This is a genomic window from Acidobacteriota bacterium (assembly GCA_016713675.1).
Taxonomy (GTDB): Bacteria; Acidobacteriota; Blastocatellia; order Pyrinomonadales; family Pyrinomonadaceae; genus OLB17.
The window spans coordinates 1,108,359-1,129,623 of the sequence record JADJOS010000001.1; the positions used below are offsets into that span (position 1 = coordinate 1,108,359).

Sequence of the window (21,265 nt, forward strand, 5' to 3'; positions counted from 1 at the left end):
TATTATGGAAAAGAACCGCTGGTGGCTGGCAATTCCGTTCGCACTGGGCGTGATGATCGTTAACGTCGTGATCAGCGTGTTATACGTGGTCGTTTACAGCTATTTGATCGATCCGGGGCATGACGATGCCTATTATCAGGCTTATGCTCAAGTTGCAGCACCGTATTCAAGCATCATTGCGGGCGTTCCGCTGATGTTGTTGGCCGGGCGTTGGATCGGCGGCAAGTTCCCAAAGGGCAACAGCGTCAAGGCCGCATTGCTTATGTGGCTGGTGTATTTTGTGATCGATCTGACGATCATCGCTGCCGCCGGTGCGTTGTTACAGATAGCTATTCTATTCGCGGTCTCATTCTCGACTAAACTTGTTGCCGCATACGTCGGCGGGCTCTCGGCCCAACGTCGCGGAGCGTACCTAAAAGGATGAACATCGGCATTCTAATTTCAGGCCGCGGATCGAATATGGTGGCGATCGTTGACTCGGTAGCAAGCGGCGAGATACCTGATTCCCGCGTCGCGGTCGTGATCAGCGACAAGGCTGACGCCGCGGGCTTGGAAAAGGCTCGCGAGCGAGGAGTCGAAACTGTCGTGATCGAACGAAAGGGCCGTACGCGTGAGGAGCATGATGCGGATATCGTCGCCGAACTTCGGCGTCGTGGAGTTGAGTTGGTTTGCCTGGCTGGATATATGCGGCTGCTTTCGCCGATGTTTGTTCAGGCATTTCCTGATCGGATCGTAAATATCCACCCAAGTTTGCTGCCGGATTTTCCCGGACTCGATGCCCAAAAACAGGCGTTAGACGCGGGAGTAAAAGTAACGGGCTGTACGGTGCATTTCGTTGACGAACTGCTCGATCACGGCGAGATCATTTTACAAAAGGAAGTCGATCTTCGGGACGGAGACACCGTCGAAGATCTGTCGGCAAGGATCTTGGAGAAAGAACACCCGGCATATGTGGAAGCCGTAAGACTGCTTGTTATGCGGTGATCTGTATAGTTTGGCTGGTCTAGGTCAGTGGTATAGCTTTGAACCATTGAGCGAATGACCGCCAAATCGGCCAATTTGTAAGCCAAAGCAGAGCCGGCAGTTGAGCCGCTACAAATATCACGAGCATCACCGGAAACACCCATCGGCCGGTTTTGCTGCGTCGCTCGGCGAAGATAAGAATAACGAGTATGAGATCGGTCAATCCATTAGTCATCCATTGATGATATTGGACTGCATCAGGAATTATTGAAAAGAATAGACGTGCAAAAACCGGATCGATCAGTGTCAACGCAGTACATACCATAAACCGTGCATGCAGGTCTGCATTTCGGCGATATATCATCGCCAAAGCAAAAGAGAATGCGAACAATACTGCCAATGATATCTGTAAATAGAGTAGATAGGTCTGGATCGGATAGTTAGCCTCAGTGGCAGAGCGTATACGAAAATTGGCGAGCAGCAGCATGCTGATCAGTACCATCGGTACGAGAACGTACGACGCGAGCCCGACCGTCCTGTGCAGATCGAACCGGTACGTCCGGATCAGCCATGGCTGAACGATCAACATACACATCCACAAAGCGGCAGTCGCGGCATGGATATGTGTGTAGACGCTGCTTGTACCAAGTCCGGGGGAAAAATATGATGGCCAAAATGCTAAAATCGCGATAACAAAGAGAGCCGCAAAATACGGCCAACCGCGTGCGGCTTCAAATTGTTTAGGAGCTTGCTGCATTTTTGTCGGAGCAATAGAGCTCACTATTTTCCCCTAGTGTATATCGATACGGGTGATAATGTCGCCAAAGGCTGTTCGCTGTCAAGACTTCACGAGATATTTGTTCTATAAGTCCGCTTAAAGGTACAAATCTGCTTTGACAAAAATGCGCCTTTTCCATAAACTTTAGGTTTTCACTTTTAACTAAAGTGATGGAGAGTAATTATGCCGAAGAGAACATATCAACCGAACAACCGCCGCCGCGCGAAAAAGCATGGCTTCAGAGCGAGAATGGCGACGAAGAACGGCCGTGCCGTGATCAAACGCCGCCGTGCGAAAGGACGCAAGAGATTAACGGTTCACCATTATTAGATCTCGGACTCGCGAAGCTTGAACGGCTGCGCAAGCGCGCCGAATTTTTGCGGGTCTATGAGAGCGGAAAGCGTTTTGAAGGCCGTTTTATGACGGTTTTCATTTTGCCCGCAAAAGATGGTGTTCACCGTCTCGGCGTCACGGCGACCAAGAAAGCTATCGGCAACGCCGTTTCGCGTAACCGTGCAAAACGGCTGCTCCGAGAAGCATTCAGGTTAAGCCGGGCCGAACTCGATGCGATCGAGACAAAGTTCGATTGGGTTTTGAATGCACGGCGAAGCCTGCTGCACACAAAACTCGAAAAGCCGCTGGCCGAATTTAGAGCAATAGCGGCGAAGGTCAAAGGCGGAAACCCAAGCGGTAGCGAGGGTGTTCCTGAGAATATGAAATGAGGCGGAAGAACACACTCCCTACCGGTCGTGTTTCCGCCTTTATTCGTTTTTGGCGATGAAATTTTTGGTTTTAGATCTCTTAGGCATTTACAAGGCGTTCCTTTCGCCGTTTTTGCCGCCCGCTTGCCGGTTTGAGCCGACCTGTTCGGAGTATGCACGGGAAGCGGTGGAGAAGTATGGTGCGATGCGCGGAACATGGATGGGATTCACGCGTATCTTGAGGTGTCAGCCGTTTTGTAAAGGCGGCCACGACCCGGTGAAGTAATGGAAAATCCAGGCAGCAATAACAGTCAATCACGTTTTCTGATCGCAATGGTCCTCGCAATGGCCGTTTTATTCGGCTGGCAGTACTTCTTTGCACCTAAACCGCCGGTCGCCGATCCGAACGCAGCCGCGAATACTAATACAGCTCAAACTTCTCCGGCTCAGCCGACGCCCGCGGCCCCGACAGCTCAAACGCCTGCTGATACGGCTGCAGTGACACCGGACATAACTCCTAACAAACTGATCACGATCAAATCGCCGCTCTATGAAGTAACACTCGACAGCAAAGGTGCGGTGGCCACGAGTTGGATACTGATTCAAAACAAATCTCCAAAGGAAGAGCGTCCGCTATGGGCAGACGGCTCGAATAGCGTTGAGAAAAAGCCGCTTCAGCTGATCTCGAACGAAGCTCTGGCGGCCAATCCCCGCGAAGTCCCGTTTCGCCTTACGACCGACGATACCGGTGTTAACGGGCTGATAAATGAACGCAATTATGCCGTGACCGGCGCCGACGGCAATGTCGAATTAGCTGCCGGACAGGAACGGACCATCGAATTCAAACTAACGGATGCGAACGGGCTGGATGTGACGAAAACTTTCGTTTTTCGTGCTGACAGTTATGTCGCCGATCTTTCGGTAAAGCTTACGAAAGGCGGACAGCCGATGCCGAACGCCAAACTCCTGATCGGGGCAAGCATCGGCGATCAGGCGATCCCGCATCACAATTTTTACCACATCGAACCTGAGGCCGTGGCGTTTGTAAATGATTCCGTTTACCGTAACCAAGGGGCTTCGCTGACCTTCGACGCTAACAACAAGAGCTCGATCGCGGTGCCGGGCAACATCGATTGGGCCGGCGTTGGCGATGCCTATTTTGCAATGGCAGCTATTCCGGCACAGCGCTTTCAAGGACTCGAGTTTCACGCGACTAAATACGAATTCCAGACCGTGCCGTTTTACGACGGAATATTCAGTTGGATCACGCGGAGCAAGACCACCAGCGAAATTCGGCATTTGATCACGGCCTACGTTCCGATCACGACAGACGGAACACCGACAAAGATCTTTACGGGAACCAAAGATTATTTCGCTCTTTCCGGCCCATATTCCGAGAGCCTTTCGCAGAGCACGGGCCGACGCATCGAGCTAGTCGATCTGATCAATTTCAGTAATTATTCGTGGATCAGGCCGATCACGAAGACACTTTCGATCCCGATCATCTACTCGCTTAATTTCTTTAACAACCTCACGAACAATTACGGCGTCGCGATCATTGTCTTTACGTTCCTGTTTTACATGCTGTTATTCCCGCTGAGGTGGTCGCAGTCGAAATCTTTCAAAAAGGCTTCGGGCAATGCCCCGAAGATGAAAGAGATACAGGACAAGATCAAAGATCTGCAAAAGAAAGGTGTGCCGAATGACGATCCGCGGATGCGTCAATTGCAGATGGATCAGCTCAAAATGACCAAGGACGCCCTGCCGATCGGCGGTTGTCTGCCGATGCTGCTCCAGTTTCCGCTGTTGATCGCGTTTTACACGGCCGTGACGATCGCTCTCGATCTAAGACAGGCATCGTTCCTGTGGCTGCCCGATCTATCGGCGGCAGATCCATGGCATTTGCTTGAGTTCGCCTTTGCCTTGTCAATGATCTTGTCGATGAAATTTACGCCGCAGGCCGCAGTCGTAACTCCCGAACAGGCCATGCAGCAGAAATTGATGACATACTTGATGCCTATAATGATGCTTTGGGTCATGTGGTCAGCACCGTCAGGACTGTTGTTATACTGGTTCTTTGGTAACATCGTTAGCTTTGGTCAGCAGATGGTGATCAACCACATGAATAAAACGAACATTCCACCCGGAACCCAGATAGTCGATACGGTACCGACAGGTGCCAAGCAGGTGAAGCCGAAATTGGCTTAGATGGGAACGTACGTTAGCCAGGCGTGCGAGTAAATTTAGGCGGTAGGTTGGCAGGCGTGCGTTACGAATATGAATCAGACTTGTGAAAATGCGAGAGAGTTTCTGTCCCGCGTTGTTTCGGATATGAAGTTTGACCTGACTGTCTCGTCCGAATGGAATGAGGACGGATGTTTGCTCAATCTGAGCGGCGAAGATGCTCACTTTGCACTCGCGGAGAACGGTGAATTGCTCGACGCGTTTGAGACCATTCTCTTTCAAGCGTTCGGTCGCGAACTCGACCGTGAACACCGCATCATCGTCGACGCCGAGGGCTTTCGCCAGACACGAAAGGCCGAATTACACGCGATGGCTCGCTTTGCCGCCGATCAGGTGCGAAAGAATGGCCGCCCGTTCACATTTGGAGTGCTTAATTCGACCGAACGCCGTATTATCCACACATCGCTGCAAAAAGAAGAGGACCTTTTCACTGAATCGGTCGGCGAAGGCCGCGACCGGAGATTGCAGGTTCGGCTGCAGTAGACCAAAAATTTACCACAGAGTACACAGAGGGCACCGAGAGTTTTTTCTATTCTCTGTGTCCTTTGGGCTTTCTGTGGTGAAATATAACTATGGCAGATACGATCGTCGCAATCGCAACACCAACCGGCCGCAGCGGTATCGGTGTGATCCGTTTGAGCGGCGGCGGATCGATCGGCATAGCGCAGAAGTTGGTTGGTGATGACGAATTTGGTCCATCGCCTCGTACAACCCATCTCAAGCAGCTTCATGAGCCATCTACCCGTGACGTGATCGACGAAGCTATCATCACCTATTTCCAGGCACCGCATTCATTTACCGGCGAGGATGTCGTCGAGATCAGCTGTCACGGCTCGCCTGTGCTGTTGAGACAGGTCGTTGATATTTGTCTGAGCATGGATGCCCGTGTGGCGGATCCGGGCGAATTTACGCTGCGTGCCCTCGGTAACGGCCGTATCAACCTCGCTGAGGCAGAGGCGATCCGTGATCTGATCGATGCCCAGACGACAGCGTCGGCACGGCAGGCGGTTCGGCAGCTTCGGGGAGAATTTTCAATTCAACTGCAGCCGATCAAGGATGATCTGCTCGATGTGATCGTCCTTCTCGAATCGGCACTCGAGTTTGTCGAGGACGATCTGCCGGCGGCGAAGTTTGCCGATGTCCGCAAGCGGATGGTCGATCTGAGCGAAGCAGTCGGACGTATCGCATCCACTTTCACCGCGGGGCGTTTGATCCGCGAAGGTCTGCGGGTAGCTTTGGTTGGACGGCCGAATGTCGGTAAGTCCAGCCTGTTCAATGCTTTACTCGGAAGTGAACGGGCCATCGTTACCGACATCGCCGGTACGACACGCGATCAGATACATGAGCGCTTCGTCGTCGAAAATGTCCCGATCTCTTTGATAGACACGGCAGGACTTCGAGATACGACCGACACGGTCGAGAGCATCGGGTCGAGCGTTCCAAGGCAACGATCGCCGACGCGGATCTCGTCATCGTAATGCTCGATGCATCCGACGAGATCACGCCCGAAGATCACGAGATCCTCGAGAGTGTCAAAGAACTCAATTATATTGTCGCGGTCAACAAGATCGATAAACGACCGTCAAACGATATCGACCGGCTTATCGCCGGAGCACACTCTTCGCTCGCATACCTACGGCCGAAGGTCACACCTCTCTCTGCAAAGACCGGCGATGGCCTCGACGACCTGCGGCATGCTATCATTCGTCCGTTTTCGCCGGACGATATCTCCACTGCTGGTTTTCTGGTAACTGACGCCCGGCACCACGACCTGTTGGTTCGTAAAAGGACGAGATCGAAGAATCGATCCTGCAGCTCAATGAGAAAATGAGCGAAGAGATCATCTTGATCGGTCTCCACAACGCTTTGCGCTACCTCGGTCAGATCACAGGCGAAACAACGACCGAGGATATGCTAACTCGAATCTTTTCAACATTTTGCATCGGTAAGTAGATATGAACAGAAGAGACATTTTGAAAACAGCGGCGATGCTGCCGATCGTTGCCGGAGCTGGATTTATAAGCGTTTCCGCAAAGACGGCCGCTCGGCCGAAGATGATCAAGCCAAACCGCTTGCGTCCCGGCGACACTGTCGCCGTCATCGCTCCGGCCAGCGGGGCAACGCCCGAAGCATTTGAACGGGCGCTGGCAAATGTCGCGACGCTTGGCCTGAAAGCAAAGGTCGGTAAATACGCGAGGGGAAGCAAGGACCATCTTTCAGGTACGGATGCTGAAAGGCTACATGATCTGCATTGGGCGTTTGAGGATAAAGAGGTCAACGGGGTTTGGTGCGTTCGCGGCGGCAGCGGTGCCCCGAGGCTGTTGCCGGAGATCAATTATTCATTCATCAAAAGGAACCCGAAGGTCTTAATCGGATATTCAGATATTACGGCCCTCCACATGGCGATCTCACAGCAGACCGGGCTCGTTACCTTTCACGGTCCGGTAGCGACATCGGAACTGTCGGAATACACAAAGACCCATCTTGTGAATTCGGTAATGTCTCCGCCTGCCAACTATAAGATCCAGCCGTCCGAATACAACCTTGCCCAAGCTTCAGCACTATTCAAACCATTGGTGATCACGCCCGGGAAGGCCCGTGGGCGCCTGATCGGCGGAAACCTGAGCCTGCTATCGGCTCTTGCAGGCACGCCGTACGCACTCAAAGATGTAAAGGGCGCTATCCTCTTTGCCGAAGACATCAACGAGCCGCCGTATAAAGTAGATCGGCTGTTCACCCAGCTTCGGCAGAGCTGCGATATGAAGTCTCTTGCGGGAGTGGCTCTAGGCGTCTTTTCAAGTGCACAGGCTGCGACCGACGCAGAAACAGCGGTGACCCTCAGGGTGCTCAGGGACAGGCTCGGTGATCTTGGCATTCCAGTGATCACAGGTTTGTCGATCGGCCATATTCGCGACCAATTTACTTTGCCGATGGGCATCGAGGCGGAACTTGATACAGAAGGCGCGACCGTTACGATGCTCGAATCGCCGGTAATATAAATCTTGACGAATGGTTTTCTGATTGATACGGTCTAAGTTTGGCTTTTTGGGCATATGTTCGACGAAAAGTTTGACGTGATCGTGATCGGAGCTGGGCACGCAGGATGTGAGGCGGCCTCTGCCTCTGCGCCTTGGTACGAACACGGCCCTCGTCACTATCAATCTTGATCTCATCGGGCAGATGTCTTGTAATCCGGCAGTCGGAGGTATCGCAAAAGGACATGTCGTTCGCGAGATCGATGCTCTTGGCGGCATAATGGGCCGAGTGATCGACCGGACGGGCATTCAATTCCGTTTGCTCAACCGATCCCGCGGCCCTGCAGTGCAATCGCCAAGGGCACAGGCGGATCGCAGTATGTATCGGACCGAGATGCGATCCGTCCTCGAAGCGACACCGAACCTGAGCCTTCGCCAGGGTGTGGTGGTTAAGCTAATTGTTGCAAACAATAGGGTTATTGGTGTTGAGCTGCAAGATTCACGTCGTTTTGGGGCCAAATCTGTGGTCGTTGCGACCGGTACTTTTCTTAATGGTACGATCCACACTGGCGAGAAGACCTTCTCGGCGGGACGTGCCGGTGAGCCTGCTTCGATCGAACTTGCAGATAGCCTCAAGCGTCTCGGATTTCCGGTCGGTCGTCTGAAAACAGGAACGCCGCCGCGGCTCGACGGCAGAACTATCGACTGGGATGCTTTCGAGCGCAGCCGCCGGATGAAAATCCCGTCGCTTTTTCGTTCGCAACGGAAAAGATCGAACAAGACCAGATCCAGTGCTTCATCGGCTATACGAGCGATCGTGTCCACGACGCGATCCGCGGCAACCTACACCGCTCGCCGCTCTATTCCGGAAAGATCACGGGCGTCGGGCCGCGATATTGTCCGTCGATCGAGGACAAGGTCGTCAAATTTGGTGAAAAGGACCGGCACCAGCTGTTCCTCGAGCCAGAGGGCCGCAATACCAACGAAGTTTACCTAAACGGATTCTCAACATCGCTGCCGTCCGATCTGCAGCTCGAATTGCTGCGGATGATCGACGGTTTTGAGAATGTGCAGATCATTCGGCCCGGGTATGCGATCGAGTACGACTTCGTCGACCCGCGTGAAATGCGCCCGACGATGGAATCGACCCGAATGGACGGCCTCTTTCTCGCCGGCCAGATCAACGGCACGACCGGTTACGAAGAAGCTGCGTGTCAGGGTCTGCTCGCTGGTGTAAATGCCGCATTTTCGACGCAAGGCCGCAAGCCATTCATATTGCAGCGTGACGAGGCTTATATCGGCGTTTTGGCAGATGATCTGATCCGTCACGGCGTCGATGAGCCGTATCGCTTGTTCACCTCACGAGCTGAGGCCCGTCTGACGCTGCGTCATGACAACGCGGATCAGCGGCTTTCGCCTAAAGGCCGTGAGATCGGGCTTGTCGGCGATTCGGAATGGGATCGGTTCAATAGTAAACGCGATCGTATCGCATCGCTCCGTAATTTGATCGATATGACGCGATTTAAGCGTTCTTCTGCGGAATACGCCGGTATTTCTCAGATATTAGGTGTCGATCTCGGCGATTCGATATCATTGTCGCAGCTAGCCATGCGGCAGGGTGTCAATGCCGATCTGATACAGCGGCTTTTGCCCGCCGATGTTCGCTGATATTCGTACAGCTGAGTTGGACACGGCATTGGCTGATTCGATGTACAGTGGCTATATCGCCAAGCAAAAGATCGCGACAGAGCGTGTAAACCATCACGATGCACTGAAAGTGCCCGAGAGCTTTCAATTTAACCTCATTCAAGGCCTTTCTAACGAAATGGTCGAGCGTCTCGAGCGTGCTCGCCCACAGAATTTCGCCCAGGTCCGCAGCATATCCGGCCTCACTCCGGCTGCAATATCCACGGTTCTGGTCCATTTGACTGCCGAAAAACCCAATCAAAACCAAGTTTTGTCTTCATAATTGTGGTACGTACCACAAATTATCCCCCGCACGAGAATTGTGGTACGTACCACAATTTGTTGAAGCATTGAGCGAAATCTGTTAGTAAAAACGTTTTTTCCGGCCTCCGCGAAACCCCTTTGAACTCAGCATCGGATCTTCGTCAGGTGATTCCACGCGGAGGATGCCCAGTAATAAGCAGAGTTCACCGGCAGTCCCGACCAACGCCGACCTAACGATTCCAAGATTGTGGTACGTACCACAATTTCGAAAAGCACAATTCCCTGATCTCGCCGAACAATTGGACTTTCCGTCGGGAAGACATGTTGATAATTTGAACAATCAGATCAGGGTAAATTGTGGTACGTACCACAATTTTACAGAAAAAGAAGCAATGGCCGAGCGGTTCTTCACGTCGATCTATGTTTGGAAGGTTTTGGTGTTTGTGTGGTCATTTCCGACATACAGAATTGTGGTACGTACCACAATTTCAGGCCAGACCGCGTCCAAAAATGTGGTACGTACCACAATCTGATCAAAATTGAGGCGCAGAAATTGTGGTACGTACCACAATTTGGCGGTTCGAATTCGTTTTCGAATTGTGTTAACTTCTAAATTCGCATTTCGCGCGTGTAAACATGGGAAAGATCATAGCGGTCGCAAATCAAAAAGGCGGCGTCGGAAAGACGACAACTGCAGTAAATCTAGCAGCCGCATTGGCGTTGGCAGACAAAAAGGTGCTGCTCGTTGATGCAGATCCTCAGGCAAATGCCACATCAGGGGCGGGTATTGCACGGGGAATTAACCGTAAAAACCTTTATAATGCCCTTATTTCCGGGGATTCTGTTAGGGAAATGGTGCTGGCAACGGATATTCCTTCGTTGTGGGTCCTCCCTTCGGATAAAAACCTCGCCGGTGCGGAGATCGAACTCGTAGATTCTGCCGACCGCAGCTACGCGTTAAAGAAGCTGTTGGCGACCGTTCGCGACTATTTTCATTACATCATCATCGATTGCCCGCCATCGCTCGGCATCTTGACAATAAATGGCCTTACGGCGGCAGACTCTCTGCTGGTGCCGATACAGTGCGAATATTACGCACTTGAGGGCGTTACGGAACTATTTGATACGCTTGCACGCCTTCGCAGGGAATTGAATCCAAATCTCGCGATCGAAGGGCTTTTACTGACGATGTTCGATGCGTCGACCAACCTTTCGTCGGCAGTTGCCAAAGATCTGCGTGATTTCTACGGTTCGCAGGTACTCGAAACAGTTATTCCTCGAAATGTGCGTCTTGCTGAGGCTCCTAGCTTTGGAAAGCCGATAATGCTCTACGATCCGCGATCGAAAGGCGCCGACAGCTATATCAAATTAGGAAAGGAGATCATAAGCCATGGCTAGACAATCGCTTGGACGGGGCCTGAGCGCGTTGATGGGTGATGAAAAGCCCGCAGTAAGCGAAACTCAATCATCCGAGATCGATATTGACCTGATCGATCCAAATCCCCAGCAGCCGCGTACGCGTTTTGCTGAATCGAATCTCAATGACCTTGCGCGGTCTATCCGCGTGTATGGGATAGTTCAGCCGATCCTTGTTAGAAAGCACGGCACACGGTATCAGATCATTGCCGGTGAACGCCGTTGGCGTGCGGCACAGCGTGCCGAACTAAGACGCGTTCCTGTCGTTGTCAAAGATGTTCCTGACGACCAATTGCTTGAGATCGCTTTGATCGAGAACATACAGCGGCACGAACTCAACCCGATCGAAGAGGCCAACGCCTATCGCAAACTTCTTGATCAGCTTGGATTAACACAGGACGAAATCTCTGAACGAATCGGCCGCGAACGCTCGATGATCGCGACGACCGTTCGGTTGCTCAAACTGCCTGAGGATGTTCAGCAGCATATCATCGACGGCAAACTCTCGCTTAGTCATGGCCGGGCATTGCTGATGACCGACAACCCGAGCATTCACCGCGTAGTGGCAAGCGATGCGGTCGAACAGGGTTGGTCGGTGCGGGCGACCGAGATAGCAGTTCGGAAATTGTCCAAACATCCCTCGCAACTTATTGAAAAGAAAGAAGTTACGCGTTCTGTTGACCCAAATGTCAAATCGGCTGAGACCAAGCTGATGCGGCATTTCAGCACGAATGTAAAGATCCTGCCGGGCAAAAAAGGCACGGGCGGAAAGATCGAGATCGAGTATTACGGAACGGACGATCTTGATCGAATTTATCAGATGTTAATTAAGCAATAAAAGGAGTTACGTGAATGCATAAGCGTTTGACGGAAATGGTCGACTGTGCCGGTTGAGTGGCTAAACTCGCACCTGGCGACCTTGCTCAAGTTTTGAGCAAACTTCCGAGACAATCGAACGAAAATGTGATCGTCGGATTTGAGAATTCGGACGACGCGGGAGTTTTTCGCCTAAATTCCGAAACGGCGCTTGTGCAGACCCTTGATTTTTTCACTCCTGTCGCCGACGATCCGACAATTTACGGCCAGATCGCGGCGATCAATTCGCTAAATGATGTATACGCGATGGGCGGCGTACCGCTTACGGCCCTTTCGATCGTCTGCTATCCGCAGAAAGGAGATTGGGATATTCTCGGCGAGATACTCGCCGGAGGGCAGTTGGCGATGAACGCTGAGAATGTCGTCGTCATCGGCGGGCATTCGGTCGATGACAAGGAGATGAAGTTCGGATATTCGGTTACCGGAATAGTTCATCCGGACAAAGTGATCACGAATGCCGGTGCAAAACCCGGCGATGTGCTGATCCTTACTAAACCGATCGGCACAGGAGCGATCAATACAGCGGTGAAACGAGGTGTCGCGAGACCCGAGACCGAGGCAGCAGCGATAAAAGCAATGACGACTTCGGCTGCCGCTGCGTCTAAGGTAATGCGCGAGTTCGGAGCCAGTGGATGTACGGACGTCACCGGATTCGGGTTGCTTGGCCATGCCTACGAGATGGCAAAGGCCAGCAAAGTAACGCTAACTATTGATTCTAAAGCAGTTCCGCTATTGCCGCAAGTGCTTGATCTGATCTCGCAGGGAATGCTGACCCGCGGCGACAAGAACAATCGCGTTTACGTTGGCGAAGCGGTTAGAATAAGCGCAGGTGTTTCGGTCGAGATGCAAAGCGCTCTTTTCGATCCGCAAACGGCCGGTGGTTTGCTGATCAGCGTGAAAGAATCGGACGCATCGCGATATTTAAGTTCGGTCGCGGATTCGGTCATCGTTGGCCGCGTCGGCAGTTATTCGGAGCGGCTGATCGAGGTGGTTTAAGTGTTTCTATTTATTTTCGAATCCATCGGTACTTCCGAACTCGTGCTGATCGGCATCGTGGCCCTGATCTTTCTTGGCCCGCGTAAGATGCCGGAAATGGCACGCAAGATCGGAAAGTTGATGAACGAATTCAGAAGTACGACCAACGACTTCAAAGAGACCTGGCAGCGTGAGGTCAATTTTGAGGAAGAAGCGAAAGCGTTCAGCCTGGACGAATTGGACACTCCGACTGTGCCGCGTTCTGTCGAACCGGCAGCTCCGGCGATCAGATCGATCGACCCCGCGTCGTTCAACACTGATGCGGCTGCTGCTGAAACAGGTCCTGAACCGGAAGTGCCGGAATTTGACGAGAACGACAAAAAGAACTGGCTGTAAACGACACGAATGGACGACATCGAGATCAACAAAGAGGCCGAATTGCCGGCTCACATGTCGTTTTTAGAGCATCTTGATGAGCTGCGCAAGCGGCTTGTCCGCAGCGTCGTTATCGTTGTGCTTGCCTTTGTAGTATGCTTTTACTTTTCCGATACGATCTTCAGTTTTCTTTCCGTACCGATCAGGCAGGTTCTGTCCGAGGCCGAGCGGCGTGAAATTCCGGTCGGCGGAGTGACTGGAAGCGAACAAGTGCAGCCGCTGGCAACCTTAAGGCCCGGAGACGCAGGACGATATGTGTTCGACAGGCCGACAAAGCTCGGTGCGACGGTCGTAGCTCCGGGAACGTCGGTCGCGAGCATTGTCGCCGAGGATGCGGACGGTAAGTTGGCGCTGTTTTCGAGCGAACCGATATTTACAAACAATGGTGTTGTGCCGAGCGGTGTAAGATTACCGCCCGATCTTCTCACGGCGTCAAAGAACGAGCCCGCGGCCGATGAACGTCTTATCGTGACGACCGCTGCCGAGAGCTTTACGCTCTTTGTCACTGTTTCGCTGTATGCGGCGATCGCCTTGTCGATACCGTTTCTGCTCTGGCAGATCTGGGGCTTTATTTCGCCCGCCCTCTATAAACATGAACGTGCGTATGTCACTCCGTTCATTGGGCTTTCGACCATATCGTTTGTTGGCGGAGCGGCCTTTGCGTATTACATACTCTTTCCGCCGGCATTGAGATATCTGATCGGACTGGCATCCGAATTTCGTCCATTGCTTAGAGCAACCGACTATTTCGACTTTATTACACTCGTCATGCTGGCGATGGGAATTATATTTCAGATGCCGGCGATCACTTATGTGCTTGCACGCATCGGTATCGTCTCGGCCGGATTATTGGTGCGAAGCTGGAAGATATCGCTAATCGTCATACTGATCGTCGCTGCGGTCGTTTCACCGACCGGCGATATTCCAAATCTGATGCTGTTTGCGACGCCGATGATGGGACTCTACGTCGTGTCGATCTTTATTGCATGGTTTTTCGGGAAAAAGCGGACTACCGATGCCGAGAAGGCCTGAGCGCGCGAAACCCAATTGATACAACCATTAGGGCGCGTTTTTGCATCTTGAACTATTACGGATAAGTGTCTAAAATCTTAGGAGCACATAGATCACGATAGCAGCCGGTACGGAACCGGTATTTTCAGGAGTTTTACCGTTATGTCGAAAGTCAGACTTATTCAAAATTTTGTGTTGATGATTCTCGTCGTTGGCTTTGCCGCGGCCGGTATCTTTGCCCAGCCACCTAAGGACGGAAAGGACAAGCCGAGCCAGGACCCGAACGACAAACCGCGCAACGTCAAGCCCGAGCTAAAGGAAGCGTACAAAAAGTGGATCAACAATGACGTTGCATATATCATCACCAAAGACGAAAAGCGTGCATTCAATGCCCTGGTAACAGACGAAGAGCGTGAGAATTTCATTGAGAATTTCTGGCGCCGCCGCGACCCTAATCCCGACACTGAGGAAAACGAATACCGCGAAGAGTATTACGAACGCATAGCCTATGCAAACGAGCATTTTGCGTCGGGTATTCCGGGATGGCGGACCGACCGCGGCCGGGTTTACATTGCATGGGGCAAACCGGATTCTGTCGAATCGCATCCTTCGGGCGGAGCATACGACCGGCCGGTCTACGAGGGCGGCGGTTCGACGACCACCTATCCCTTCGAGGTTTGGTTCTATCGTCATCTCGAGGGTGTTGGTGACGGGCTTGAGATCGAGTTTGTCGACCCCACCGGGACCGGAGAATATCGGCTGGCAAGAGATTCTACAGAAAAAGATGCGCTTAGAATGGTGCCGGGTGCAGGCCTAACTACGGCCGAACAGCTTGGGCTGTCTGATCAGGCTGAACGAGCAAACGGTGGAGGACCGGCGACGTATATGCGTGAGCAGGATACTCCGTTTCGACGTTTGGAGGTCATGGCCAACCTTCAGCGGCCGCCGGCAGTGAAGTTCAGTGATCTGCAAAGTTCGCTGACCGATTCTCCGGTTATTGACAATAACCCGCTTGAGTTTGATCTGCGAGTAGATTTCTTTCGCCAATCCGACGATCGAGTGATCACGGCCTTTACTGTCCAGGCAAGCAATAAAGAGCTTAAGTTCGATCCGGTCGGCGGTCTCGAGACTGCACGAATGAATATTTTTGGCCGCATTACAGCTGTTTCGGGCAAGCGTTCGGGCATTTTCGAAGATTCGGTCACGGCAAATGCTACGACCGAAGAACTGGCTGAGATGCGTGACCGAAAATCGGTCTATCAAAAGGCTATCGCTCTGACGCCCGGCACCTACAAGGTCGATGTCGTTGTTCGCGATGTGGCGACGGGCAATAAGGGCATTAAGAATGTCGGGTTTACCGTTCCGCGATATGACGAGAAAAAACTTTCGACGTCGTCGCTCGTTTTGACGTCGAAATTGCGAACGACCAACGAACGCGATATCGGTCAGATGTTCGTTATCGGCAACGCAAAGGTAATTCCCAATCTTGGCGGCGTCTACAAACAGGGCCAAGAGGTCGGCATTTATCTGCAGGTCTATAACGCCCAGATCGACCAGACGACGCTTCGGCCGGCTGTTGATGTTGAATACGTTTTGTCCAGGGATGGAAAGGAAGTGTTACGTCAACCGGAAGATTGGAGCGGCCTCAGTGATTCGGGGCAGCGGCTTACGCTTGCACGACTCTTACCGACTTCGGCAATGCCTCTTGGTGATTACCAGGTCAAGATCGTGATCAAGGACCGCGTCGGAGGACAGGTGCTTGACAGTGATAATCTCAAGGGCAAATTTACGATCATTCAATAGACGTTAGTTTTTCTTTGGATCAACAAAGGTTGGACGGACGCATATTTTGCGTTCGTCCAACCTTTCTATTTTCCTGCTCATCAATAGAAAGGACGACAAATACAAAGTTTTCGAACGATCGGGCCTGCTTCAATTGGTAAGGAGAAATATGTACATTCGAAGGTTAGTTCTTGGGTCCGCGATGCTTGTTGCGGCCGCAGCGATCGCGACGGGCCAGGATCCGTCAAAAACGCCTCTAAACCTGAACCCTCCAGAAGGTCCGCTTAAGATCACGAAAGAAAAGGATGACGTGTTCAAGCGGTGGCTGACGGAGGATGTTCCGTACATAATAACGCCCGCCGAACGCAAGGCATTTCAGATGCTGACGACCAACGAAGAACGCGAGAATTTTATTAAGATATTCTGGGACAATCGTGACCCGGACCGCGAGACCGAAGAGAACGAATATCGCGAAGAGTATTACCAGCGGATAGCCTATGCGAACGAAAATTATGCGTCGGGCATCCCCGGATGGCGAACCGACCGCGGCCGCATCTACATAGCGTGGGGCAAACCGGATTCGGTCGAGTCGCGTCCGACAGGCGGAGCATACGACCGTCCAATTTACGAGGGCGGCGGTTCGACTACGACGTATCCGTTCGAAACGTGGTTCTACCGACATCTGGACGGCGTCGGCGACGGTATCGAGATCGAGTTTGTTGATCGCACGGGTACCGGCGAATACAAGATTGCCGGCGGATCGGACGACAAGGACGCCTTGGCGATGACACCGTCAACTGGACGGAGGCACACCGACGCCGGCAGCGGCACGTATCAGCGGGAGCAGGACAATCCGTTCAGCATTCTTGCACGCAATATTGCACTTCAAAATCCTCCGGCCCTCAAATACGGCGATCTGAACCGAGCCCTGACCGATTCGCCGGTGATCGACAACGATCCGCTCGCTTTCGATATGCGGATCGACTACTTTCGCCAGTCCGACGAACGCGTGATCACGACATTTACGATTCAGACCGACAATAACCAATTGAAATTTGAGCAATCCGGCGGTTTGCCCACAGCGACACTCAATATTCTCGGCCGCATCACGACCGTTTCGAACAAACGCGGCGGCATATTTGAGGACGCCGTAATTACCCAAGCTACGGTCGATGAGTTGGCCAACACCAAACAGCGAAATTCGATCTATCAGCGAGCTGTCGCATTGGCTCCCGGAATATACAAGGTCGATGTCATCGTTCGCGATGTCGGCACCGGCAACAAGGGTATTGTGAGGATGGGATTCACCGTTCCGAAATATGAAGAGAAAAAACTCTCGACATCATCACTCGTTCTGGCGGCAAAGCTTAGACCGGCTGGCGAGAGCGACAACCGAAAGCAATTTGTTATCGGCGATCTCAAGATAATTCCGAATATTTCCGGCAGTTTCAAGACGGGCCAGGAGGTCGGCGTATACATGCAGGTTTATAACGCGGGCGTTGATCAGACCACGCTGCGGCCCGCGATAGATGTGTCCTACGTTCTGCTCAAAGATGGCAAAGAGATCCTCAGGCAAACGGAAGACTGGTCGACGATATCCGATTCGGGACAGCGTCTGACGCTCGCACGCCTACTTCCGACCGCGGATCTCGCACCGGGCGAATATGAGGTGAAGGTTCAGACAAAGGATCGGGTTAGTGGCCAGACGATCGAAAATGGATCAAAATTTACGATCGCAAAATAGGATCAGTTTTTTCGAATGACTTCGAGCACGGGCGAATTTTTCCCTTCACTGGTGAGGATGATCGATCTGCCGTCCGAGGTGTAGGTGACGGCTTCGCCGATCTTGCGAGCACCAACATCTATCGATTCCGGTGCCTGTGACCAGATATCGTCAAAGCTTTTCGCACCGTCCGGCAGCGTAAATTCATAGGCTGCCGTATAGTCGCAGATAATGACATGTCTCCCGTCAGGCGATATATCGCCGCCGGTAAGAAATCCGTTTGGTATCGCAGGAACCGAGATATCTGCCACCTTTTCTGCCCTGACCGTACTTTCCTTTCCAAATTCCGGTTTGAGACGATAAACTCCGGCCGGGCCGCTAACGCGCTTAGTGAGGATATAAATGTCGCCTGACTTTGGATGAACGAGCAGCGTCTCGGCGTTGTGGCGGCTGTCGGGATAGGTGAACCGGATCGCGTCAGCCGGTTCGCTGGTCAACGGCTGCCGTTTGGTCGCGGATGCGTTTTCGGCTGATGCTTTGGGTTCCGGTATGCGATAGATCGTTCTGTCGTCACGTTTTGACTGATTGTCGCCGATCTCGCCAATGTAGATAAAGCATTTTCCGGCACTGTCCTTGAACAATGCTATATCTTCCCAATCGACGTTAGACGCGTTTGGGACCTTCCAGGTTCCGAGCCGTGCACCGCTCCTGTCCATTGCAAAGATGTATGCGTCGTCGCCCGAATCGTTGTGTGTCCAATATACATTGGGCTGGCATCTGGATGCCGTTACGCCGCTGCTTTCGGTGATCTCTGCATTCTCGATCTTTCCTGTCGTTTTGACCGCTTCGAAGTTCGAAACAGCCGCAGCTCTTGAGTTTCCGGCCGATGTCATCGAACAGCCGGAAAAAATCGCAGCAACCGATGCCGAGAAAATGACAAAAAACCAAAAATTAGCTATAGTTTTGTTCGACATACTAGCTCAACTATAACGCAGATACCCTGCGGTAAGTTTAAAACATTTAACCGGCAAATTTCGTATTGGATTTGGATTGAACCGATGATCGTTGGAACCGAATGGCTGATCGAAGCAACAGGCTGTGACCCGGAACAGCTGCGCGATGAAGCGACCATCCGCTCGGTATTTAACAACGTGATCGCCGATCTTGGACTTCGTTCGATCGGCTCAGTGTGGCATAAATTCCCCGGCGAAGGCGGCGTCACCGGCCTCATCGCCCTGACGGAATCGCACCTTGCGTGTCACACGTATCCGGAATACGGCACTGCGACGTTCAACCTTTACTGCTGTCGGACCAGGCCCGAATGGGATTGGGAAGAGAATCTTATGACTGCTCTGGGAGCTGCTCACGTTACGGTTACTAAGATCGAACGAGGTGAACAAGTAGACCAAATTTCAAATTTCACATCTGAAATTTCAAATAATAAACCGGAAATGAAGATCGAGATAGCGGGAGGTTTGCAATGAGTGTTCTAACCGCAAATTGCCCGTCGTGTGCCGGCCCTCTTGAATTCAAGTCCGGTTCGACGATCGTCATCGTCTGTCCGTTTTGCCGTTCTGCGATATCCAGGACCGATCGTGCTCTTGAGGATCTAGGAAAGGTTGCTGAGATCGTTCAGTCTGAATCACCGCTCAAACTTGGGCTCAAGGGTACATTTAAAGATGCACGATTCGAACTCACCGGCCGGGCCCAACTCAAACATGAACTAGGCGGAACCTGGGATGAGTGGTACGCCACATTTTCGAACGGCTGGGTCGGTTGGCTTGCTGAGGCTCAAGGGCGTTTTTACCTGACGTTCTATCAGCCGCTTCCCGAAGGGACCGTCCTGCCGACATTCGAGGGCCTTCAACTCGGCCAAACGCTGCCTGAGATCCCAAATCCCACACCGCTAATGGTGCAGGAACGCGGCCGCGGAACCCTAATGGCGGCCGATGGTGAGATACCGTACAAATTAACACCGGGCGAACAGTTTGCTTACGCCGATCTGGCGGGCAAGAACAATGCGTTCGCGACCATCGACTACAGCATGGATCCGCCGTGGGTCTTTGTTGGCAGCCAGGTAACCCTCGCCGAGATCGGACTCGGTGATGCTAAGCCTGTTCAGCGTGAGGCTCGAACCGTTTCGACGGCCGGTATGGGGTGCCCCAATTGCGGCGGGCCGATCGACCTTATCGCCCCTGACAAAGCCGAACGCGTAACTTGTCCTAATTGTGACTCGCTGCTCGACGTCAATCAAGGCAATCTTTCGTACCTCAAATCACTGACGCCGTCGCCCGATCAGCTCGCATTCGTCGCGCCGATCGGTGCCGAAGGCAGTTTTAAGGACGATGTAAAATTCAAGATCATCGGGGCTGTGGTGCGGAGCGTCACGTTCGACGGCATCAAGTATTACTGGCACGAATATCTGCTCTACAATCCGATGGTCGGTTTCCGTTGGCTGGTACATTCCGACAATCACTGGAATTTCGTCGAGCCGATAAACCCAGCGGATGTGGCGCAGGACAATATATTTGCCGCGGGCGGCACGGTCGACTATAACGGACAGAAATTCAAGATATTTCAGGATGCACCGGCGACCGTTGAATACGTCAAAGGCGAATTTTACTGGCGTGTTGAACAGGGCGAAGTTGTTCGAGCGGTCGATTACGTGGCTGCCCCGTTGATGCTCTCGCAAGAGATATCTCCTAACGAGATCAACTGGTCGGTCGGAACGTACCTGACGAACGATGAGATCGAAAAGGCATTTGGCGTTACCGATCTGCCGAGGCCGTGGGGCGTCGGGCCGAATCAGCCGTTCACCGGACAGTTTTACTACACTTGGGGAGCGTTGCCGCTGCTCGCGTTATTGGCGGTTGCCGTCCTTATGATACCGCTTGCAGGTATTACTAAGACAGTATTCAACCAGGAGATCGTATTGCCTCCAATGGCGAATGCAACTGCCCCACAGGCGGTGTTCAGCCAGCCTTTTGATCTCAAGGGGAACAGTAACGTCCGTATCACATCAAGTGCCCAGGTCGACAATTCATGGGCCGATCTTGATGTGGATCTGATCAATGAGCAGACAAAAGAAGTCGCTGAATCAGTGAATGTGCCGGTCGAATTCTATAGCGGCAGCGACAGCGACGGTGCCTGGACCGAAGGCGATAAATCTACGGACGCGACGATCTCATCATTGCCTGCCGGCAGGTATTCGATAAAGGTCGAGGGAACCTGGCAAAATTGGCAGGCTCAGATGCCAGTGTCGGTCAAGGTCGAACAGGGCGTCAATCGCGGCGTCAATTTTTGCTGTGCTTTCATCATCTTGCTGATCGTCCCGATATTTGGTTTGTTCCGCAAATGGTCGTTCGAGGCGGGCCGCTGGAAGGATAGCATGTTCGGTTCGAGTTCGTCCGGTTCTGACGATTCAGACGAGTAATGG

Annotated in this window: 22 protein-coding genes and 1 pseudogene; 21 read left to right on the forward strand and 2 right to left on the reverse strand. The window is 52.5% G+C overall.

Features of this window, described 5'->3' with window-relative positions; translation table 11 throughout:
• Positions 1 to 4 precede the first annotated feature (4 nt).
• Both IPK01_04990 and IPK01_04995 read left to right on the forward strand, forming a co-directional pair.
• Positions 5 to 424: a hypothetical protein gene (locus tag IPK01_04990; protein MBK7932850.1), complete on the forward strand. Its 420-nt coding sequence runs from the start codon at positions 5 to 7 to the stop codon at positions 422 to 424.
• The gene (locus IPK01_04995; GenBank protein ID MBK7932851.1) at positions 421 to 984 is read left to right on the forward strand and encodes a phosphoribosylglycinamide formyltransferase; all 564 of its coding nucleotides are present in this window, start codon (positions 421 to 423) and stop codon (positions 982 to 984) included. Before IPK01_04990 ends, IPK01_04995 begins: the two co-directional genes overlap by 4 nt.
• A gap of 19 nt (positions 985 to 1,003) precedes the next feature.
• On the opposite strand, the gene IPK01_05000 is transcribed toward IPK01_04995, so the two are convergent.
• Positions 1,004 to 1,744, reverse strand: a complete 741-nt coding sequence (locus IPK01_05000) for a hypothetical protein (GenBank protein ID MBK7932852.1) — start codon at positions 1,742 to 1,744, stop codon at positions 1,004 to 1,006.
• Between the two features lie 180 nt (positions 1,745 to 1,924).
• Here IPK01_05000 and rpmH point away from each other — a divergent pair, with 180 nt between their 5' ends.
• The 17 genes and pseudogenes from rpmH (at position 1,925) to IPK01_05085 (ending at position 17,850) form a co-directional block, all read left to right on the forward strand.
• Entirely contained in the window at positions 1,925 to 2,071 is a 147-nt protein-coding gene (gene rpmH, locus IPK01_05005; protein ID MBK7932853.1) for a 50S ribosomal protein L34, read from the forward strand.
• Positions 2,072 to 2,118: 47 nt separating this feature from the next.
• Positions 2,119 to 2,463 (forward strand): ribonuclease P protein component, encoded by a 345-nt coding sequence (rnpA, locus tag IPK01_05010; protein ID MBK7932854.1) that lies wholly within the window; start codon positions 2,119 to 2,121, stop codon positions 2,461 to 2,463.
• A gap of 55 nt (positions 2,464 to 2,518) precedes the next feature.
• Positions 2,519 to 2,728: a membrane protein insertion efficiency factor YidD gene (gene yidD, locus IPK01_05015; protein MBK7932855.1), complete on the forward strand. Its 210-nt coding sequence runs from the start codon at positions 2,519 to 2,521 to the stop codon at positions 2,726 to 2,728.
• A complete protein-coding gene (gene yidC / locus IPK01_05020) occupies positions 2,728 to 4,650 on the forward strand; it encodes a membrane protein insertase YidC (GenBank protein ID MBK7932856.1) in 1,923 nt (640 codons plus the stop codon). The genes yidD and yidC overlap by 1 nt, the downstream gene beginning before the upstream one ends.
• A gap of 69 nt (positions 4,651 to 4,719) precedes the next feature.
• Positions 4,720 to 5,169 (forward strand): hypothetical protein, encoded by a 450-nt coding sequence (locus tag IPK01_05025; GenBank protein ID MBK7932857.1) that lies wholly within the window; start codon positions 4,720 to 4,722, stop codon positions 5,167 to 5,169.
• An 89-nt stretch (positions 5,170 to 5,258) separates the two neighbouring features.
• Entirely contained in the window at positions 5,259 to 6,164 is a 906-nt protein-coding gene (gene mnmE, locus IPK01_05030) for a tRNA uridine-5-carboxymethylaminomethyl(34) synthesis GTPase MnmE (GenBank protein MBK7932858.1), read from the forward strand.
• Positions 6,164 to 6,517 (forward strand): hypothetical protein, encoded by a 354-nt coding sequence (locus IPK01_05035; GenBank protein MBK7932859.1) that lies wholly within the window; start codon positions 6,164 to 6,166, stop codon positions 6,515 to 6,517. The genes mnmE and IPK01_05035 overlap by 1 nt, the downstream gene beginning before the upstream one ends.
• Complete coding sequence (locus IPK01_05040; protein ID MBK7932860.1) at positions 6,514 to 6,639, forward strand: hypothetical protein; 126 nt, start codon at positions 6,514 to 6,516, stop codon at positions 6,637 to 6,639. The genes IPK01_05035 and IPK01_05040 overlap by 4 nt, the downstream gene beginning before the upstream one ends.
• Positions 6,640 to 6,641: 2 nt before the next feature.
• Positions 6,642 to 7,685, forward strand: coding sequence for an LD-carboxypeptidase (locus IPK01_05045; protein ID MBK7932861.1), 1,044 nt, complete (start codon positions 6,642 to 6,644; stop codon positions 7,683 to 7,685).
• A 54-nt stretch (positions 7,686 to 7,739) separates the two neighbouring features.
• Positions 7,740 to 9,630, forward strand: a pseudogene (mnmG, locus tag IPK01_05050) (tRNA uridine-5-carboxymethylaminomethyl(34) synthesis enzyme MnmG).
• A 617-nt stretch (positions 9,631 to 10,247) separates the two neighbouring features.
• On the forward strand, positions 10,248 to 11,009 hold the full coding sequence (locus IPK01_05055; protein MBK7932862.1) for a ParA family protein: 762 nt from the start codon (positions 10,248 to 10,250) through the stop codon (positions 11,007 to 11,009).
• Positions 11,002 to 11,865 carry a ParB/RepB/Spo0J family partition protein gene (locus IPK01_05060; protein MBK7932863.1) on the forward strand — a complete coding sequence of 288 codons (864 nt, stop codon included), beginning with the start codon at positions 11,002 to 11,004 and terminating at the stop codon, positions 11,863 to 11,865. Before IPK01_05055 ends, IPK01_05060 begins: the two co-directional genes overlap by 8 nt.
• 56 nt (positions 11,866 to 11,921) lie before the next feature.
• Positions 11,922 to 12,899 (forward strand): selenide, water dikinase SelD, encoded by a 978-nt coding sequence (selD, locus tag IPK01_05065; protein MBK7932864.1) that lies wholly within the window; start codon positions 11,922 to 11,924, stop codon positions 12,897 to 12,899.
• Complete coding sequence (tatB, locus tag IPK01_05070) at positions 12,900 to 13,274, forward strand: twin-arginine translocase subunit TatB (GenBank protein ID MBK7932865.1); 375 nt, start codon at positions 12,900 to 12,902, stop codon at positions 13,272 to 13,274.
• Between the two features lie 9 nt (positions 13,275 to 13,283).
• Positions 13,284 to 14,345: a twin-arginine translocase subunit TatC gene (gene tatC / locus IPK01_05075; protein MBK7932866.1), complete on the forward strand. Its 1,062-nt coding sequence runs from the start codon at positions 13,284 to 13,286 to the stop codon at positions 14,343 to 14,345.
• A gap of 141 nt (positions 14,346 to 14,486) precedes the next feature.
• Complete coding sequence (locus IPK01_05080; protein ID MBK7932867.1) at positions 14,487 to 16,127, forward strand: GWxTD domain-containing protein; 1,641 nt, start codon at positions 14,487 to 14,489, stop codon at positions 16,125 to 16,127.
• A gap of 148 nt (positions 16,128 to 16,275) precedes the next feature.
• On the forward strand, positions 16,276 to 17,850 hold the full coding sequence (locus IPK01_05085) for a GWxTD domain-containing protein (GenBank protein ID MBK7932868.1): 1,575 nt from the start codon (positions 16,276 to 16,278) through the stop codon (positions 17,848 to 17,850).
• Between the two features lie 2 nt (positions 17,851 to 17,852).
• Here the strand turns inward: IPK01_05085 and IPK01_05090 are convergent, their stop codons facing one another.
• Positions 17,853 to 18,803, reverse strand: coding sequence for a hypothetical protein (locus IPK01_05090; GenBank protein MBK7932869.1), 951 nt, complete (start codon positions 18,801 to 18,803; stop codon positions 17,853 to 17,855).
• A gap of 84 nt (positions 18,804 to 18,887) precedes the next feature.
• Here IPK01_05090 and speD point away from each other — a divergent pair, with 84 nt between their 5' ends.
• Both speD and IPK01_05100 read left to right on the forward strand, forming a co-directional pair.
• The gene (gene speD / locus IPK01_05095; protein MBK7932870.1) at positions 18,888 to 19,313 is read left to right on the forward strand and encodes an adenosylmethionine decarboxylase; all 426 of its coding nucleotides are present in this window, start codon (positions 18,888 to 18,890) and stop codon (positions 19,311 to 19,313) included.
• Entirely contained in the window at positions 19,310 to 21,262 is a 1,953-nt protein-coding gene (locus IPK01_05100) for a DUF4178 domain-containing protein (protein ID MBK7932871.1), read from the forward strand. The genes speD and IPK01_05100 overlap by 4 nt, the downstream gene beginning before the upstream one ends.
• Positions 21,263 to 21,265 lie beyond the last annotated feature (3 nt).